At 44.1% G+C, this 16,418-nt stretch carries 19 protein-coding genes; 9 read left to right on the top strand and 10 right to left on the bottom strand.

Going from position 1 to position 16,418, the window contains the following annotated elements; all coding sequences use genetic code 11:
- Positions 1–47: 47 nt before the first annotated feature.
- Positions 48–599, top strand: coding sequence for a superoxide dismutase family protein (locus ASL11_RS08700; protein WP_063795518.1), 552 nt, complete (start codon positions 48–50; stop codon positions 597–599).
- Positions 600–621: 22 nt separating this feature from the next.
- Positions 622–1,170, top strand: coding sequence for a hypothetical protein (locus tag ASL11_RS08695; RefSeq protein ID WP_056612564.1), 549 nt, complete (start codon positions 622–624; stop codon positions 1,168–1,170).
- Between the two features lie 83 nt (positions 1,171–1,253).
- Here ASL11_RS08695 and ASL11_RS08690 read toward each other — a convergent pair whose 3' ends face one another.
- Positions 1,254–1,679 carry a CBS domain-containing protein gene (locus tag ASL11_RS08690; protein ID WP_056612561.1) on the bottom strand — a complete coding sequence of 142 codons (426 nt, stop codon included), beginning with the start codon at positions 1,677–1,679 and terminating at the stop codon, positions 1,254–1,256.
- A gap of 99 nt (positions 1,680–1,778) precedes the next feature.
- Between ASL11_RS08690 and ASL11_RS08685 the strand changes: the two genes are divergently transcribed.
- Both ASL11_RS08685 and ASL11_RS08680 read left to right on the top strand, forming a co-directional pair.
- Positions 1,779–2,237 carry a divergent PAP2 family protein gene (locus ASL11_RS08685; RefSeq protein WP_056612559.1) on the top strand — a complete coding sequence of 153 codons (459 nt, stop codon included), beginning with the start codon at positions 1,779–1,781 and terminating at the stop codon, positions 2,235–2,237.
- 82 nt (positions 2,238–2,319) lie between these two features.
- Positions 2,320–2,757 carry a GNAT family N-acetyltransferase gene (locus ASL11_RS08680; protein WP_056612557.1) on the top strand — a complete coding sequence of 146 codons (438 nt, stop codon included), beginning with the start codon at positions 2,320–2,322 and terminating at the stop codon, positions 2,755–2,757.
- Here the strand turns inward: ASL11_RS08680 and ASL11_RS08675 are convergent.
- Both ASL11_RS08675 and ASL11_RS08670 read right to left on the bottom strand, forming a co-directional pair.
- Positions 2,754–4,370, bottom strand: a complete 1,617-nt coding sequence (locus ASL11_RS08675; RefSeq protein WP_056612554.1) for an ATP-binding protein — start codon at positions 4,368–4,370, stop codon at positions 2,754–2,756. The two genes, ASL11_RS08680 and ASL11_RS08675, sit on opposite strands and share 4 nt — an antisense overlap.
- A gap of 166 nt (positions 4,371–4,536) precedes the next feature.
- Positions 4,537–5,289, bottom strand: a complete 753-nt coding sequence (locus ASL11_RS08670; protein WP_056612552.1) for an MBL fold metallo-hydrolase — start codon at positions 5,287–5,289, stop codon at positions 4,537–4,539.
- Between the two features lie 135 nt (positions 5,290–5,424).
- On the opposite strand from ASL11_RS08670, the gene ASL11_RS08665 reads away from it, so the two are divergent.
- The 3 genes from ASL11_RS08665 (at position 5,425) to ASL11_RS08655 (ending at position 7,428) form a co-directional block, all read left to right on the top strand.
- Positions 5,425–6,324, top strand: coding sequence for an alpha/beta hydrolase (locus ASL11_RS08665; RefSeq protein ID WP_056612550.1), 900 nt, complete (start codon positions 5,425–5,427; stop codon positions 6,322–6,324).
- Between the two features lie 81 nt (positions 6,325–6,405).
- On the top strand, positions 6,406–7,023 hold the full coding sequence (locus ASL11_RS08660; protein WP_056612548.1) for a stalk domain-containing protein: 618 nt from the start codon (positions 6,406–6,408) through the stop codon (positions 7,021–7,023).
- A 90-nt stretch (positions 7,024–7,113) separates the two neighbouring features.
- On the top strand, positions 7,114–7,428 hold the full coding sequence (locus ASL11_RS08655) for a DUF1292 domain-containing protein (protein WP_056612546.1): 315 nt from the start codon (positions 7,114–7,116) through the stop codon (positions 7,426–7,428).
- Between the two features lie 61 nt (positions 7,429–7,489).
- Here ASL11_RS08655 and ASL11_RS08650 read toward each other — a convergent pair whose 3' ends face one another.
- Together ASL11_RS08650 and ASL11_RS08645 are read right to left on the bottom strand one after the other, a co-directional pair.
- A complete protein-coding gene (locus tag ASL11_RS08650) occupies positions 7,490–7,909 on the bottom strand; it encodes a DUF1885 family protein (protein ID WP_056612545.1) in 420 nt (139 codons plus the stop codon).
- 85 nt (positions 7,910–7,994) lie between these two features.
- Positions 7,995–9,464: an aminotransferase class I/II-fold pyridoxal phosphate-dependent enzyme gene (locus tag ASL11_RS08645; RefSeq protein WP_056612543.1), complete on the bottom strand. Its 1,470-nt coding sequence runs from the start codon at positions 9,462–9,464 to the stop codon at positions 7,995–7,997.
- Positions 9,465–9,636: 172 nt separating this feature from the next.
- On the opposite strand from ASL11_RS08645, the gene ASL11_RS08640 reads away from it, so the two are divergent.
- Complete coding sequence (locus ASL11_RS08640) at positions 9,637–10,902, top strand: MFS transporter (RefSeq protein WP_056612541.1); 1,266 nt, start codon at positions 9,637–9,639, stop codon at positions 10,900–10,902.
- A 33-nt stretch (positions 10,903–10,935) separates the two neighbouring features.
- Positions 10,936–12,105, top strand: coding sequence for an MFS transporter (locus tag ASL11_RS08635; RefSeq protein WP_056612538.1), 1,170 nt, complete (start codon positions 10,936–10,938; stop codon positions 12,103–12,105).
- A gap of 73 nt (positions 12,106–12,178) precedes the next feature.
- On the opposite strand, the gene ASL11_RS08630 is transcribed toward ASL11_RS08635, so the two are convergent.
- From ASL11_RS08630 to ASL11_RS08610, 5 genes are all read right to left on the bottom strand, one after another.
- Positions 12,179–12,835: a TetR/AcrR family transcriptional regulator gene (locus ASL11_RS08630; protein ID WP_056612536.1), complete on the bottom strand. Its 657-nt coding sequence runs from the start codon at positions 12,833–12,835 to the stop codon at positions 12,179–12,181.
- 37 nt (positions 12,836–12,872) lie between these two features.
- Positions 12,873–13,904, bottom strand: a complete 1,032-nt coding sequence (locus ASL11_RS08625; RefSeq protein WP_056612534.1) for an ABC transporter permease — start codon at positions 13,902–13,904, stop codon at positions 12,873–12,875.
- Entirely contained in the window at positions 13,901–14,629 is a 729-nt protein-coding gene (locus tag ASL11_RS08620; protein ID WP_056612532.1) for an ABC transporter ATP-binding protein, read from the bottom strand. Before ASL11_RS08620 ends, ASL11_RS08625 begins: the two co-directional genes overlap by 4 nt.
- A 176-nt stretch (positions 14,630–14,805) precedes the next feature.
- A complete protein-coding gene (locus ASL11_RS08615; protein ID WP_056612530.1) occupies positions 14,806–15,486 on the bottom strand; it encodes a hypothetical protein in 681 nt (226 codons plus the stop codon).
- Between the two features lie 111 nt (positions 15,487–15,597).
- Positions 15,598–16,236, bottom strand: coding sequence for a DUF1054 domain-containing protein (locus tag ASL11_RS08610; protein ID WP_056612528.1), 639 nt, complete (start codon positions 16,234–16,236; stop codon positions 15,598–15,600).
- Positions 16,237–16,418 lie beyond the last annotated feature (182 nt).

Raw genomic sequence — 16,418 nt, 5'->3', positions numbered from 1 at the left:
AAGGGTAGAATATACCAATGTGTGGTTTTACAGGAGGATTGTACAATATGAAAACAGTTCAAATGATGATGACGGCCAGCTTGGGTCTCCTGATATTGACAGGGTGCCAATCTGTTAGAAGTACCTCAGTATCAGAGGCCACCACATCGCCAGAAACGATTCGTGTAGCGCTCATAGGTTCTAATAACCAATCAGTAGGTTCTGCACAATTAACCGCTGTTAGAGACGGTGTACAGATGGATGTACAAGTAAGCGGTCTTTCTCCTGGCGTTCATGGTCTGCACTTTCATGAGAAGGCTATATGTGAAGCGCCAACGTTTGATTCGGCAGGTGCGCATTTCAATCCACATATGAAGGAGCATGGCTTCCTTAATCCAAAGGGAGCACATGCTGGTGATTTGCCAAATCTCATTGTAGATGCACAAGGTAATGGGCGATTTAGCAGTGTTACGAAAGCAGTCGTCTTAGAAAAGGATAAGCCCAACTCGTTGTTCAAACCGGAAGGAACTAGTTTAGTTATCCATGAGAAAGCAGATGATTTGAAAACAGATCCATCTGGCAATTCGGGTAAGCGGATTGCTTGCGGTGCTGTGAAATAAGGGAAGGAAGGGTTTCGACAACATGATCAAAACACAGGATCTCAAGCTGCAAATGGATGAATTAACCAAACAAAATGATATGGTACTCATTGAATTAGAGCAAGTCAAAAAAATGTTGATCTCAAGTGCTCAAGGCTCACAAGACAGCCAGGGGCAGCAGCAAGCTTCCTCTAGAAATGATACCGCCGCGTCAAACGACTCGACGCAAGATATGTCCCAAAGTCAAGGCCAAGATCAAGGTCAATCACAAGCACAGGGCCAATCGCAGGGTCAGAATCAGAATCAAGGTCAGAATCAGAACCAAGGACAAAATCAAGGTCAAAATATGAAATCAGACCAAGGTAATTCGAATAATCAGCAAGTAACTGATTTGGCGAATGAACTTTTGAAAATTAAAGATTTAGTCGTGAAACTGGAACAAAAGACGTCCCAGTACGTTAGCAGTCAATCGAATGGCTCGCTAACGGAAAAGGATGCGGTGAATCTCATTTTGACATTAATGAACGGGATGGTTGACTGGGCGAGCGAGTTTGTCTCGTCTAAAGCTTCCTCCAATGGTCAAGTACAGTAACAGTATCCTATGTAAAAAACAAAGTAAAAAGGCTGAGTTTTCTCAGCCTTTTTACTTTGCCTATAAATTAATAATTAAAATAATTAGGACTGTACAGCATTGGCTAGTAAATTCATTTGTTTGGCGCAATACTCTATAATTTCGCTACGTCTGACAATCCCGATGAATTTGTCGGAATCATCGACGACAGGTACGAAGTTTTGTGCTTTTGCCAAATCAATCAGGTCAACCATCTCAGCATGAATATGAACGGGTTTATTTTTAACACGTAAAGGAACCTCTTCAAGAACATGGCGATGAGCATTCTCAAAGCCGATATGCGCTGAATTTTTGAGAAACCAAAGTAAATCTCCTTCCGTAACGGTTCCTACATAATGTCCATCATCGGAAAGGATCGGAACTGCGGTATATCGATGATACTCCATGCGCTCCAACGTTTGACGAAGGGTTGCTTGTGGAGTCGCGGTAATGACTTCGGATTTAGGTAACAGGAAAAAAGCGATATTCATCAGTCACACTCCTTACAAAAGAATCAATGTGTCTAGTATAGCAAACTTTGCGAATAGAATCTAAACCTGTGATGGATGCTAGTAGTGAGGTGAATGGAAATGAATCGAGCATTGACTACAGCTGTGATCGGTATTGGTGCCGCACAAGCCATCAAATTACCTTTAACGTATATGTTCAGCAAAAAATGGGATTGGTCACAATTGGTTCAAACAGGTGGTATGCCGAGTTCGCATTCTTCAGGCGTTACGGCACTTGCTACCTACATAGGGATGAAAAGAGGCTTTTCAGCTGTTGATTTCGCGGTGAGCTCCGTATTCGGCGCTGTCGTCATGTATGATGCGATGGGCATTCGTAGATCCGCTGGCGAGATCGCGGTAGAAGTGAACGATTTAGACGAACAGGTGGAGCGGATTGCTCAGCAGCACCCGGGGATCTATCACGCCAGAAGACGGAAAGCTCTAAAGGAGAGATTAGGTCATTTGCCACGGGAAGTTGCAGTTGGTGCCCTATTAGGGTTTGCGATTGGTGCTTGCAGCTACTTATTGGAAAAAAAGTAAAAGCTCTGAACATGGTACATGTGGACAACATTTCGGGAATGGGATAAGATCAAGAAACGATCTTAGAGAGGAAGAAGCCCACATGGAAACTATTCGAGTTACAACAATGGATCAATTGAAAGCATGTTTTGCTGTGCGATTTAATGTGTTTGTTGATGAACAGCAAGTCCCCGCACATCTGGAGATGGATGAAAAGGACGAGTCCCCTGAAGCCTGCCATCATTTGCTCATCATGGATGGTGAGACTCCGATTGCGACTTCCAGATGGTATGAATACCAAGAAGCAACAGCCAAATTACAACGTGTCGCTGTCTTGAAAGATTATAGAGGAAGATCGCTTGGGAAACAACTCATACATGCTATGGAGCAACAGGCTCTTGAGCTTGGTTGCAAATATGCGATTCTAGATGCGCAATGTCAAGCAGAAGGTTTCTACAGTCAGTTAGGCTACACGGTGATCTCAGATGAGCCTTTCTATGATGCCGGAATTCTTCATGTCAGAATGAAGAAAACTCTTTAACTTACAGCTGAATTGTCATTCCCAGAAGTCATGTTCACGGCAAGTGGGAACGTCAGAATAAATCGTGTCCCTATACCGAGCTCACTCTCTACTTCTAATGTACCATGATGATCCTGTACGATTTTATAGCAAATCGATAATCCTAAACCTGTACCCGTTTCTTTGGTTGTAAAGAAGGGATGGAAAATCTTCTCGAGTTGATCACTCGGTATACCCGGACCATTATCCGCAATGACTAAAGTCGCGTTCTTCTGATCGCGGCTTAATTTCATGTGGATGGAACCGTTTGCTTCCATGGCTTCACAAGCATTTTTCATCATGTTTAACAAGAGTTGTATCATTTTATCTTGATCCATAAGCATATGAACAGCATAGGTTGACTCATGAAAATGTATCTCATGTCCTGAGCTGGTCGCTTCGGATTCAATAAGCGAAATAACTTTGAGTACGCATTCATTCAACGAGTGGGTTTGAAAGACAGTTTGGTGTGGCTTGGAGAATTGAAGGAACTCACCAGTCAAATCACTCATACGATCAATCTCATCCATGATGAGTCCGTACCAATTTTCAATATTGTAATCGCTTGCTTTTGATAATTGCAGAAAACCTTTAACCGTTGTTAAGGGATTTCGAATCTCATGAGCCATGCCAGAAGCTAGTTCACCGACGACCCTCAGCTTCTCTGAGCGTTGCATTTGTTCTTCGCGTTTTAACCAAGATTCACGTTTCTTCATAAATAGATTATGCTCTGCGTGCAAAATAAGATCATCTTTTGTCAATGCGTCTTGAGGAAAGATGGCAATCCCATATGTATTTTGAATCCCAGTAAGCTTAGGGAGTTCAGAGTCAAGCTTCTGCTGATAGGAGGCAGTTGTCAGAAAATCCTTGTTGAGCGGCATGACGACTGCGAATTCATCGCCACCATATCGCGAGATAAATAGTGCTTCTTTGAATAGGATCTGAAGGAGATCAGCCATTTGCTTTAGCACGAAATTACCTGCTTGAAATCCGCCAGAGGTATTCATTGCTTTCAGATCCGTACAGTCGATAAGAAATAGTACAAGGGGTTGATGAAGTTTAATTTGCTGCTCAAGTCTTCGATGACATTCTTCATAATTATAGAGACCAGTAAGGGAGTCTTTTTGCGTTAATAAATGACGCTCATTGCGAATACGTTCCAATTTGCCACTGCGGAGATGGATGGTTCGTGTTAACCAAGTGGTGGCAGCAAAGTCGAGGATACTCATGAATCCAAACATGGATTCTCTAGATGCGGAATGCGTTATGAAATTAACCGTAGACAAATAAATGATCATGGCGCTTACGGATAGTCCCCATGCTCTCCACTTATTTACTTCTTTGTAGGAATAATGTGAAAGCGTTAATAAAAATAAAGGATAGCATAAGGCAGATTGTCCCAGTACGTGAAGAGAACCAATAAGGAGTAGTTGGAGCCAAGGTATAGCCGGGTGTGATGAGTGGAAGCGAACAGATAAGACAAATAGACAAACAGCTAGAAGAAACAATGGGATATTCAAGACCGCGTGCAGATAAATCGTATATAGGCCATACAAGATCACATACACATAATAAACCACATTGATAATCACCATATCAGCTCCCGATTGGAAATTTCCGCAGTTCTCATACTCTTGTGACATGTTCTATACTTGTCATAAAATCCCTGCTGTTCTTCAAAAAAAAATGAAAAACGATGGGGGAATTTATCGAAAGAAGCCTTGAGAAAATTAATTCTCAAGGCTTCGGCGTTCAGCAAGATCACTCGGAGATCTCGATGATTTCATGTTTGTGGATAAAGGTCATGGGACCTGTTTGACCAATGAATTCTGACATGTGATCGTCATAATGCATCAAGTATATGAGTTTCTGTATATCCTCTGGAAGGGTAAGTAGTTCATCCAATGTTGTGTGTACATAACCAGGTCCGTTTAATTGACAATCGTGAAAAATGGTGTGACAATTTCTTATATGGATAACTTCGTTGAGGAGAAAGTCTTTATTAAATTGCAAATCAGCACTATAGAATGTCCGGTGATTAATAAAGATCGAATAGTTAAGTTTTTGGGCAATGTGCAAGGTTGGGACGATTTCAATGGTTAGCTTTGGTGATATTGGATAAGGTACTCTTTCCTGTAGAAAAACCAGTTCGAAATAGTCTTGAAGCTGATGGAAACCATCCTCTGGATTATAGAGTCCGCCTTTCAAACTATTCTCCCAAAGAACTTCAGCTAATGCCTCTGTAACATAAAGCTGCACGCGTTTTCGGTTATATTGATAGAATAATCGAAAAGCCATTTCTTCAAGGCCGCCTATATGGTCAGCATGAATATGTGAAATGAGAATACCATCAATTTGATCGAGCTCTAAAGCAATCTCGCTAAGTGATTTAGGGACTGTGGGTCCACAATCAATAAGAATAGTGGCATCGGAAGATCGAATTAATGCACTTGTATTGTAATACAATTTGGAAAAGGCACTGCCGGTTCCCAACATTTGAATTTGCAAACTCATTCAGTGTCCTCCAATTTTCGACAAAATCCATCTTTTTCTAATGTAACATGGGAGGTTGCCGACTTTCAACCACTATATATAGAAATAAAGATGCAGTAAAGTTAAAGTAAACAAATAGAAGGTGTTGATTTCATAATGATTGGGTTACTTGTAAGTTGCATTCTTTTGTTGATTTTGCTTGGTGTAGTTGGACTTTCAACCTATGTGGGGTGGCAGTTAACACATCCTAAACGGAAGATCGTGGATGATACCCCGGAGAATTATAATTTGCACCGAAAGGATGTCACATTCCCAAGTCGAACAGATGGGGTGTTGTTAGATGGCTGGTACTTGGAGTCGCCTAATGCGGCATCTTTACCTAAAACTACGACAGTCATCATGTCACACGGTTATGCCGGTACACGACTAGAAAAAGGTCTTCCAGCCTTGTCATTAGCTCAAGCACTTGTGAACGCAGGTTATCATGTTCTCATGTTTGATTTTCGGAATTCAGGAAGATCCGCAGGGAATACAACGACAATTGGCTTCCTGGAGAAAGAAGACATCCTTGGTGCTATCGAGTGGGTACAGACCTATACTAGCAAACCAACGGAAATTATATTACTTGGATTTTCAATGGGAGGCACGTCGTCCATCTTAGCAGCTGCGGAGGCGAAAGATGTGGCAGGGGTCATTACGGACAGCGCATTTAGCCAATTACTTCCCTATCTCAAGGAAAACTTGCCGGTGTGGTCTAAGCTTCCACGCTACCCATTTACCCCGCTGATTCTATTTATTTTGCCAAAATTGATAGGCGTGAACCCACATGCTGTTGATGCATTAGCTGCCGTTGACCAGATTGTGCCAAGGCCGATTTTGTTCATTCATAGTAAAGATGATCAAGCAATTCCTTATACCAATAGTGCCCAGATGTACAAGCGTCATCCAGCGGCTTTTGAGCTATGGATTACAGAAAAAGCAGGGCATGTCGGTTCCTTTCAGCTTGAATCAGAAGCCTATATTAAGCGTGTTCTGAATTTTATTGCAAAATGTTAAATTCATCGCAACTCTTCCTAAACATCGGCGTATAAAGATGCAGACAGACAGATGACTAACGAGGTTGGAGGTTAAAGAGAGATGAAAGTTCAGCGCATTTTTACGTTGATGGTTGTTTTCTTTGTTTTAAGTACGGCTGCGGTGGTAGCCTCATCGATATGGGGGGATTATAAAGGGTATAGTATCGCTAGATTAGTCGTAAACAATCAAACGAAGGAATTCGCAGATTCCGATGTCCCGCCGCTTATTGTGGATGGCAAGACGGTGCTTCCATTACGTGCAATGAGTGATGCTTTACAGTCCCTGCTCAAATGGGATGATGCCAGTAAAACAGCTTATTTGTTCAAGCCAAATGTACATATGTTCTTTACAACGGAAGTTCGTAAAGATTCGGCGATCGTCCCTTTCGGTGTTGTTGAACGAGGGAAACAAGCGGATTTTATCGTGTTCGCACAGGTAGACAACTTGAAAACGGGCATTAATTCCGTTCGCGTTTCCATTGTTTCTCCAAGTGGAAAAAGTGTGATTACACCTGTCGAGAAATCAATTTCCGACTCCAAAGAATCGTTCTGGTTGAAGGTTCCTGTATATGGTGTTTCATTCGATGAAGCGGGTACGTATGTTGTTAAATTTGCTATGCAGCAAAGTGGAAGCAGTGAGTATTCTGTCGTTTCTGAAAAGCAAATTCAATCCGAGTAACGCAAGCAGGGATTATCTGGTTTGACCTCTTAATATGAAAATGTTAGGATATTTAAGTAACTTATTACTTAATGAAATGAGGTTCTGCCTGTGAGCGATGAGAAGCATGATCATGTGCACGGCCCGGACTGTGACCACGATCACGACGAGCAAGGGGAAGATGTTTTTATCGTAACGGACGAGAACGGTGTAGAACATGAAATGGTCATGGTATATACCTTCCAATCTCAGGAGCAAGCGTATGCTGTTTTACTCGATCGTAATGATCCTGAAGCAGATGGCGTGATTTTCCGTGTTGAAGAAGAGGACGAAGATGCATTCCTCGTTAACATTGAAGATGAAGAAGAGTGGGAACGTGTAGTAACGATTTACAATGAAATCGTGGCTCAAGAAGGCGAAGAATAAGAGCTATACATAAGAACCCCCTAGCAGAGTGATCTGTTAGGGGGTTTCTGTTTGTGTTCATTCATTTTCTAGGATTGAAATACATGATTCTACCGTTAAATAGATGAAGTTCAGCTTTCAGAAGTTTGCCCAAATATTTGCAGAATTCATTGCCTTTGCTCTTGTCACCATGTGTGGCATTGTCAGGTAATACGAATTGCACGAACTGGCGCTCTTGCTCCTGGTTTTGTTCAGAACCGACCCCAACCACGATCGTATGATATAAAGCGTTGGTGCCTTTCAAATAAAACCATTTGCCCTCGCCTTCCGGCTTCGTCTCAATCGTATAAGGGAATCCGGCTTCGTCATACTCCCAACCAAGTTGTTTGGCTGTCAGGCTAAGTTGATCTCGATAATGCAGCAGCTTGTCCTTGATTTCATCCAAGGTAAGTGCTGTGACAGCGGATCCTGTTACGAATTTAATATAAGCGCTTTGAGCCATTCCTTGATCACCTCATTCGCAAAACATCACCCATATCATAGCATCATGTAAACGGTTTTACAATATATCCCTCAGGGTAGAGAGCTTAGAAGATAGCTTGTGTTTCTACAATCACTTTCACCTGTTGGACACTACGATCTTCAGGTCCTTTGACAGGTAATCCGACCTCTACGTGCTCAACAATATAATCAATCAGCTCTTGCGTAATAACTTCACCCGGGAGTAGAATCGGAATGCCTGGCGGGTAAACATAGATGAATTCAGCAATGATTCGATCCGCAGAGTCTTTAAATGGCAGAACTTCCGTTTCACCGTAGAAAGCATCACGTGGCGTCAAAGTCAGTTGTGGAATCGCAGGAACCTTAATGACAACTTCTTTGACTTCGACAACATCATCATTGATGTGGGATAATTCACGCAAAGCCGTTAATAGAATGTCAACATTCTCTGGTGTATCTCCTGGTGTGAAGAGACAGAGGATGTTGTACATGTCACTCATCTCGACTTCGATATTGTAGTGATCGCGCAGCCAATTCTCTACTTCAAAGCCTGTGACACCTAGCTTACGAACGTGTACGCAGATTTTGGTAGGATCATAAGCGAAAGTGGCTTCATCCCCGAGAATTTCTTCCCCGAAGCAATAGAGGTTCGGAATCTTGTTGATTTGCTTACGCGCATAGTGAGCCAGCTGAATGGTGCGTTCTGCCATTTCACGTCCGTTTAGAGCGAGGTGACGGCGAGATGTGTCTAACGAACCTAGTAAAATATACGAAGTCGACGTCGTAGTCAGCATCGAAATGATCGTTTGTATACGTTTCGGGTTCACGCGATTTCCTTTGACATTGAGGACAGAGCTTTGCGTCATGGAACCACCAAGCTTATGTACACTTGTAGCCGCCATATCAGCACCAGCTTCCATAGCAGACATCGGCAGGTTCTCGTGGAAATGAATTAGCACACCATGCGCTTCATCAACAAGAACGGGCATATTGTAGCTGTGAACGAGATCTACGATCTCTTTAAGGTTCGTACATACACCATAATAGGTAGGATTAATGACAAGCACGGCTTTCGCATCCGGATGCTTTTCAAGCGCACGGCGAACAGAACGAGTCGGAATACCATGATCAATTCCAAGATTTTTATCGCGAGCAGGTTGAATGAAAACAGGCTTAGCTCCAACGAAAATAATTGCGGCTAGTACAGATTTATGGACATTCCGCGGCACGATAATTTTATCGCCTTCGGAACAAACCGTCATAATCATTGTCATAATCGCTCCGCTCGTACCTTGCACAGAGAAGAATGTGTGATCCGCGCCAAACGCATGCGCAGCCAGCTTCTGAGCTTCTTCAATAACGCCCATTGGCTGATGAAGATCATCTAGCGGTGCTATATTGATGAGGTCGATGGAAAGGGCATTATCGCCTATGAAAGCACGAAACTCCGGGTCCATGCCGACTCCTTTTTTATGGCCAGGAATGTGAAACTGAATTGGATTTCTTTCCGCATGCGCAAGCAATGCAGAGAACAGGGGTGTACGGGTATGATCCACCTGATTATCGCTTCCCTTCTATCGTGGATTGCTTGTCCAAAAGTTGCAACAAACAAAATGAGTATATCAAACTAGAGATTTGATGCAAGTTAATTTTTTCAAAATAGTTTGCACAAAATGGGGTCAAACTAACACGAGAATGTATAAATAGGCAATAAAAAGGAGAAATCGGATGATTTGGATGCGAAAATGGCGGGATAATCGGCTTTTCTCACCATTTGTGATGGAATTGTTAATTATTATGTTTGTCGTAGAATTTGTAAAGGGAGCCTTGCTTTTAACCGTTTTGCCCGTTTACATGACAACATCGCTCGGTGCTTCTGCATTTGTTATCGGATGGACGTTAGCGGCCCAATATATTGGCGATAATGTATTACGTACACCTGTGGGCTGGATTATTGATCGGCTTGGCTACCGTGTGACTATGTTAACAGGCGTGTTGTTGACATTCCTTTCCGTTATCATCATGGCCATCTCAACCGAATACGTGTGGATGATTGTAGGTTGTGCGCTGCTCGGATTTGGGACGGCCCCATTATGGCCTTGTGTCATTACGGGAACGACTGAAGTGGCGGGGGATGAAGGCAAAGCGACGATCATGAGTGTGGTATATATGGCTTGGTTGTCTGGCGTAGGGCTAGGTCCTGTGGTGATTAACTTCTTCGTCGGTGAAAATAACTATGCCTTTGCATTCAAGCTGCTTATTGGCTGTATGACGGTAGTCGTGCTAGTCGCGCTCATGCTTCCACGCAAACAGAAGGTGAATATGTCTAGCCATGATTTCGTGGAGCAACAGGTTGCCATCAAGTCTCAGCAAATACAAAAGCCATCTTGGTTACAACGTGTATCTACCTATTTAAGCGAGGTTCGGAGATCAATGTCAATTAGTCCATTGATGTTTCCCGCTATGTTTGCACAGACCTTTGCGCTAGGGATATTAACGCCGATTCTAACACTTTATGCCAAAGAAGTATTGATGCTTTCTTCCTTTCAATACAGCCTATTTCTAGTCGCTGGGGGAGCGGTTACGGTTATTTTTCTAGTTCCAATGGGCAAAATGGTAGACCGCTTAGGGATTCGTCCGTTTTTACTTATCGGGTTTACACTGAGTGCAGCAGCCTTACTGCTCTTCACATACGTGAAAGCAATGAGTATGCTGTACATTTTAGTAGCGCTGCTTGGAGTGGGTTATGCGTTCATTATTCCATCTTGGAATGCGCTGATTGCTTCAGCCATTCCGCCTGAGAAAAGAGGGGCAGTTTGGGGGTTTTTCCTCACGATAGAAGGATTAGGGATGATTGTAGGTCCTATCGTGTCAGGAAAGCTTTGGGACGTATATGGGTATCATGCGCCATTCTTAACGAGTGGATTTGTACTTATCTTGTTACTTGTTCTTCAAATGTTCATTTCCATCCCCAAAAAAGGTATGGTACGATAAGGAAAAAGAATTGGTTTGGAGGCTTAATGCATCATGAATAAACAGATTGGAATCATCATGTTGTTGCTGATGACGATCTTCATTGGTTTCGGAATTATCATTCCAGTGTTACCAGAAGTCGTGACTGGAGCGGGAGCGAAGTTTCATAACGCTGTACTCTTGTCGGTGTACTCAGCAGCCTCTTTCTTGATGTCTCCCATTTGGGGAGGCTTATCGGATCGGATTGGTCGTAGACCGATTATTCTAATCGGACTTCTAGGCTTTAGTGTGAGTTTCTTGATTTTCGGATTCGCCAATGATCAGTTATGGATCATGTATGTATCCCGTATTCTAGGCGGCTTATTCTCAGGCGCGGCGACAGCTTGTGCTGTAGCATATGTAGCAGATATTACGACGGCAGAGAATCGAACCAAAGGCATGGGGATGGTTGGGATGTCGATTGGGCTAGGCTTTATCTTCGGACCAGCACTTGGCGGGATTGTTAGCAAATGGGGAACTTACACACCGTTCTTTGTAGCCGCTGCGCTTTCATTTGCTTCGTTCCTCTTTGCGGCTGCGATACTTAAAGAATCCTTGACATCGGACAAGCGCAGATCTTCCAAAGAAAAAGCGCCTTCGCGCTGGACAGCTTTCGATGGGGCTTCTAAGTATTTGTACGTATTGTCCTTCTTCGTGTCGTTCACGTTGGCAGGGCTTGAAGCAACGCTTCAGTATTATCAAATGGACAAAATCGGCGCCACGCCGTTTGACATCGGTATGATGTTCCTCGCGAGCGGCATCGTCGGTGCCTTGATCCAGGGCGGCGTTGTACGCCGCCTCGTGAAGCAAGGTGCCGAACAGTTCGTCATCGGCATCGGGTTATTGCTCTCAGCAGCTGGTTTCTTCCTGCTGCTGTACTCCAGCAGCGTCGTAACCGCTGCGATTTATTTATCGGTCTTCGGCGCAGGGAACGCGCTGATCAGACCGTGTGTGACGTCGCTGATCACGCAGCGTACGAAGGTTGGACAAGGCGTCGCGACAGGCCTCAGCTCCTCCATGGACAGCCTGGGCCGCATTGCAGGCCCACTCCTTGGTGGAGCGGTGTTCGCAATCGCTCATTCGCTGCCGTTCATCATCGGCGGCGTGCTTTGCCTAGCTGCGATCTTGCTGCTGCAGCGCTTCATTATGGTTGATCGCCAAACTAGCACGCAACGAGCGGTTTAGCCGAACGTGAAAAAGCTGCACATCCACTTCTCCAGAAGGAGAGGGATGTGCAGCTTTTTGTTTATTTTCCATTTTATCGTGGAGATAGTCCGTACAAAATAAACTTAATCGTATAGTCGATTTCTTCCTCTTCATCCCACTCAGAATCTGGAACTAGAAGGAATCGTGTAATGAGAAACCCCATTATCGTGGAAACGATCAGCCGCATCGCAGTGGGTTCAGGGAGCTCTATGAGCTGTCCCTGCTTTTGAAAATGCCGTATCGCTTTATAAGCTTTCTCCAGCACCAGAACGGCCACCGTCTCTTTAAATTGTTCGCGAAGCTCATTATGGAATGGGATTTCATGCATGAAAATTTTGATAATAGGAAAGTGCTTGCGAGCAAATTCTAAGCGATTTATGGTAATCGCGCGTAGGAATTGCTCAACATCGGGATAATCAGCTTCCAAAACTTTCGTGAAATCTTTAACAGCAAATGGCGCAATGAGCTTAGACATCATCGGTGCTACGATCGAGAGGAGCAGCTCTTTTTTCGTTTTGTAATGACGAAAGATCGTACCTTCTGCGACGCCTGCTTTCTGGGCAATCTCGCTTGTCGAGGAGCCTGCAAAACCTTTCTCAGAGAAAATCTCCACAGCCGCTTGAACAATCTTAATCTGTTTATCGGTCATTTTCTCTTCTTCGTCGTTCAGACGCAGCAGTTCAGTTAACCATGGCTCGATCTCGGACATTGCATTCACCTCTTCCTCAGTTCTAAACATCCATCCATTATATCTTACGATGCTTCTTTAATGCCACAATATTCAAGATCATAAAAACGAGAGTAAAGGATGCAAGTACAAGCACATCAAGCCAGATGCGATCCCAGCCTGCGCCGCGAATCATAATGTTCCGCAGCGCGTCAGCGCCGTAATACAGCGGCATCAAATGACCGATCCAGCGTAGGTATACAGACATCGTGTCTAAGCTGAACAAGCCGGAGAAGAAGACCTGAGGCACAATGATGAGCGGAATGAACTGAATCATTTGGAACTCATTGTTCGCGAAGGCGGAAATCAGCGTTCCCAAGGAGAGCGCAGCCAGAGCCAACAACAGGGTAATCAGCAGCACATACCAGAAGGATCCTACCATCATTAGGCCGAGGACGCTCGTAGCAAACCACGCAATAAGTGTCGCTTGCAGGGTGGTAAAGATTCCAAAACCGAGGATATAGCCCACAACGATCTCCCAACGACGTAATGGTGTAGCGAGCAATCGTTCCAAGGTTCCGCCTGTACGTTCTCTCAAGAAGGACACACCTGACAAGAGAAAAACGAAAAAGAAAACGAAAAATCCAATAAGAACCGGTCCGAAATTGTCAAAAGCGGCCATGTCAGCAGCACCATGTAAATATATAATCGTTGGCGCAAGTACTGCTGCGGTGCCAGTCGGGGCAGAGCTTTGCAACGCCTTTTGTAACAGGAAGAGAACAGCTTTGTTCTTACTTGGATCACTGCCTTCCAGGGTTAGTTGAGGTGTAGTTCCATTCATGACGAGTACAGCGTCTAAGTGAACATTGTCAAGTTCCGTTTGCGCTTCTTCGGCCGAGTAAACGGTGACCTCCGCGTTCAAATCCTGCAGTTTCTGAATAAGGGGGGCAGGGACATTCACGGCGCCAAGCTTTGGCACGTAAGTGTTGCCATTGAAAACTAAGGACATCATGAACAAAATGAGCATAGGAGCTACCAGCATCATCATGAGTGTTCGTTTATCGTGGAAAAATTGGCGAAGGATGCGAATCACAATGGCCCGAATTCTCATGCTTTTGCACCTCCATAAACTAAAAATGCTTCTTCAATCGTGGAGGAAGAGGTAGCGTGCTTTAACTCCTCTGGCGTACCTATGGCTGTGAGACTACCGTCTCGAATCATGCCGAGTTGATGGCATTTGTCTGCTTCATCCATTACATGTGTGGTCAAAAGAATGGTAGTACCGTTCAGACTCAGATTTGTCAGCTCCTGCCAGATCGATTTGCGTAAGACAGGGTCAATTCCTACGGTCGGTTCATCAAGAATAAGAATGCTTGGCTCATGGAGCAAGGAAATGGCAAGCGATAACCGACGCTTCATACCCCCTGAGTAGTTGCTGACTTGCTTTTTCAAATGATCGCTCAAATCCACGAGCTCCATGACAGCTTGAATGCGTTGCTTACATTTGGCTCCTTTGAGGCCATACAAGGCTGCGAAAAAAGCCAGGTTCTCCTGCGCCGTCAACTCGGTATATAAGGCATCTGATTGCGCCATATAGCCGATTTGGGAGAGCATAGCTAGCTGTGGCATCTTCTGACCAAGTACGGTCACCTGACCGTTTGTGGGGGCATCAATGCCTGCAATCATGCGGACAAGTGTTGTTTTTCCCGAACCGGAAGGGCCTAGGAGTCCGAAAATCTGTGAACGGGGAACCGCAAGCGTAATATCCTTCAGAACCGTTTTCTCACCGAATAGCTTGCTGACTCCTTGCACTTGAATCGCTGTGGCGGACGTCATGTTCTGCACCTCTTTCCATTCATAATAAAGTGAGTAATCACTCACTTTTAACGCTAAACTCATCATACGATAAATTTATGCATTTGAGAAGTGAGTAATCACTCATTTTTTAAATAGAATCTGGCTAATATGAAAAAGAGGCATTCCATAGAATGCCCCTCTGTTAACGCTAATAGCTACTTTTTCGCTTTAGGTTCCATTTTGTGATCAACCCACTTCTCAATGGAAGGTGTTAATTGATCCTTAATCGATACCACTAGCTTGTCTTTGGAAATGCCTTTCGCTTGCGCAATTTCAGCCAAAGACTTTCCTGCGTGCAGTTGTGCACGGAGTTCGTCTTTACTCATGCCAAGCGATTTTGCAAGCTTTTCAGTGTCGGGCTTTAAACCGAACTTATGCTTGCCATGCCCAGGATGGTGAGCTAACAGGTTCTTCTCATTGAGAATGAACTTTAAGTGCTCGCCGAGCTTTTGCTTCATGTGATCGCCTTGATCGGCAGTCAGCTTGCCATCTTTCACAGCGGTTTCAATCTTCGTCGTCCGAAGTTGTTGCAGTTTCGCAGTGAGATCGGCTTCCGAGATGCCTTTTTCGGCGGCGACTTCTACAATGCTTTTTCCGCTCTTCAGCGATTTGAAGAGAACCTCTTTGTCGACACCGATAACGGTGGCGGATTCTTCAATGATCGGCCATTTCCGCTTATGGTGTCCGCTATGTCCAGTCTCATCTGCCTGTTCCCATGTAACGGTTGGCTGATCTTCAGAATCAGGGTTTTGTGCGACAGCAGTGAGGCTACCACCCAAGATACAGGTGAGTGCGATGGAGCTGATGAGCAGCTTCCTTATGTTTGTTGTTTCCAATGGATTCGAGGCCTCCTTTCCTGGTTATTGGGAATTACAGGATTTAGTCTGCGCAGGAAAGCCTCGTTTTAGTTGAAAGTAACCTTAATTTAACATAAATTTTTCATGAAATTAGAGCGATGGTGTGTCGACTGCAAGTTTGTACAAAGGAATAAGCTTCTCAAAGGTTTGTTCGATTAACTGCTCCAATTCAGCAGGGTTTGTTAATACAGGGTCATCGAAACGTAGGTTTCGACCGATGAGCAGCTCTGCTTTTTTGACATCACGAAAGCGAATTAAGGCTTCGTTCCAGCCTGTAGTGTCAAGTTGAGAAACGGGAATTGTATCTTTTTTCATATGATCAAAGGAAAGTAGGAAATCTGTTGGAATTTCGGCTTGAATCTGCTTTAAATTGTTCATGTATGTAGTGGCGATATTGCCTTTATTCGGCAGCTCATAGATGAGTGCAAGCCAGATGAAAACTCGGTCATCGAAAAGTCCGACCTGGAAGTGAGGTACTTGCTTGTAGCCGCGTTTGTTAGGACAGATAGCCATCCAGGTGTCGACAGGCGGATTGATCTTACGTCGTAAGTGTTTTGCAATATGGAGGAACATTTCAGTGCCCGATTGTACAGATAATTCGGTTGCCAATACATCGCCAAGGGCTTTAAATTTAGGTTGAATTCGCTCGCGAATGGCGGCCATACGTCCGTCTAAACCCTCAATGGCGAAGGTATCGAAATCGTGTTGTGTAAATCCTGTAAAACTCATTATGATAGGTCCTCATTTCACATGCATGTTTTTCAACTATTCTAAAGCAATTTCGCGCAACTCGCAATGAATCAGGTGCATTGTTTGGTTAGCTAATATAGGTCAATAGACGGATATTGTCGAAACAAGGAGGTAAATTAAGGTAGTTGTCGAATGAGTTAAGTCAACAAGCGAGGAAAGGT

The sequence above is a fragment of the Paenibacillus sp. Soil750 genome, from assembly GCF_001428045.1.
Lineage (GTDB): Bacteria > Bacillota > Bacilli > Paenibacillales > NBRC-103111 > Paenibacillus_E > Paenibacillus_E allorhizoplanae.
The sequence above is the reverse complement of the archived record's forward strand: the minus strand, read 5'-3'. Positions and strand labels throughout refer to the sequence as shown.

Coding starts and splice junctions, on each gene's coding strand:
- ASL11_RS08700 (WP_063795518.1), top strand. CDS start 48: ATGAAAACAGTTCAAATGATGATGACGGCCAGCTTGGGTCTCCTGATA.
- ASL11_RS08695 (WP_056612564.1), top strand. CDS start 622: ATGATCAAAACACAGGATCTCAAGCTGCAAATGGATGAATTAACCAAA.
- ASL11_RS08690 (WP_056612561.1), bottom strand. CDS start 1,679: ATGAATATCGCTTTTTTCCTGTTACCTAAATCCGAAGTCATTACCGCG.
- ASL11_RS08685 (WP_056612559.1), top strand. CDS start 1,779: ATGAATCGAGCATTGACTACAGCTGTGATCGGTATTGGTGCCGCACAA.
- ASL11_RS08680 (WP_056612557.1), top strand. CDS start 2,320: ATGGAAACTATTCGAGTTACAACAATGGATCAATTGAAAGCATGTTTT.
- ASL11_RS08675 (WP_056612554.1), bottom strand. CDS start 4,370: ATGGTGATTATCAATGTGGTTTATTATGTGTATGTGATCTTGTATGGC.
- ASL11_RS08670 (WP_056612552.1), bottom strand. CDS start 5,289: ATGAGTTTGCAAATTCAAATGTTGGGAACCGGCAGTGCCTTTTCCAAA.
- ASL11_RS08665 (WP_056612550.1), top strand. CDS start 5,425: ATGATTGGGTTACTTGTAAGTTGCATTCTTTTGTTGATTTTGCTTGGT.
- ASL11_RS08660 (WP_056612548.1), top strand. CDS start 6,406: ATGAAAGTTCAGCGCATTTTTACGTTGATGGTTGTTTTCTTTGTTTTA.
- ASL11_RS08650 (WP_056612545.1), bottom strand. CDS start 7,909: ATGGCTCAAAGCGCTTATATTAAATTCGTAACAGGATCCGCTGTCACA.
- ASL11_RS08640 (WP_056612541.1), top strand. CDS start 9,637: ATGATTTGGATGCGAAAATGGCGGGATAATCGGCTTTTCTCACCATTT.
- ASL11_RS08635 (WP_056612538.1), top strand. CDS start 10,936: ATGAATAAACAGATTGGAATCATCATGTTGTTGCTGATGACGATCTTC.
- ASL11_RS08630 (WP_056612536.1), bottom strand. CDS start 12,835: ATGTCCGAGATCGAGCCATGGTTAACTGAACTGCTGCGTCTGAACGAC.
- ASL11_RS08625 (WP_056612534.1), bottom strand. CDS start 13,904: ATGAGAATTCGGGCCATTGTGATTCGCATCCTTCGCCAATTTTTCCAC.
- ASL11_RS08620 (WP_056612532.1), bottom strand. CDS start 14,629: ATGACGTCCGCCACAGCGATTCAAGTGCAAGGAGTCAGCAAGCTATTC.
- ASL11_RS08610 (WP_056612528.1), bottom strand. CDS start 16,236: ATGAGTTTTACAGGATTTACACAACACGATTTCGATACCTTCGCCATT.